The organism is Lactobacillus corticis (assembly GCF_018327645.1).
GTDB classification, from domain to species: Bacteria; Bacillota; Bacilli; order Lactobacillales; family Lactobacillaceae; genus Lactobacillus; species Lactobacillus corticis.
Map to the genome: position 1 here is coordinate 1 of NZ_BMAY01000033.1, position 322 is coordinate 322.

Consider the following 322-nt stretch of genomic DNA (forward strand, 5'->3'; position numbering starts at 1 on the left):
CTTGACAAGAGCCAAAACAATCTGCTAAACTAAAACAGCTGTCTAGAATCAAAAGACAGCGAGGTAGTACCTTGAAAACTGAACAAGAAATCGCAAAGTGTGCGGGTTAGAGATAACCCAAGCAAAGAGCGAAGTCAATTCGCAAGCAATAAAGGAATGAGCAATCATTCAAACATCATGATAAAAATGAGAGTTTGATCCTGGCTCAGGACGAACGCTGGCGGCGTGCCTAATACATGCAAGTCGAGCGAGCTTGCCTTTAGAAGTTCTTCGGAATGGACAAAGATACAAGCGAGCGGCGGATGGGTGAGTAACACGTGGG

The 322-nt window shown here is 45.0% G+C and carries 1 rRNA gene; it reads left to right on the forward strand.

Going from position 1 to position 322, the window contains the following annotated elements:
* Positions 1 to 182: 182 nt before the first annotated feature.
* Positions 183 to 322, forward strand: a 16S ribosomal RNA gene (locus tag KI210_RS08595); the annotation flags it as partial.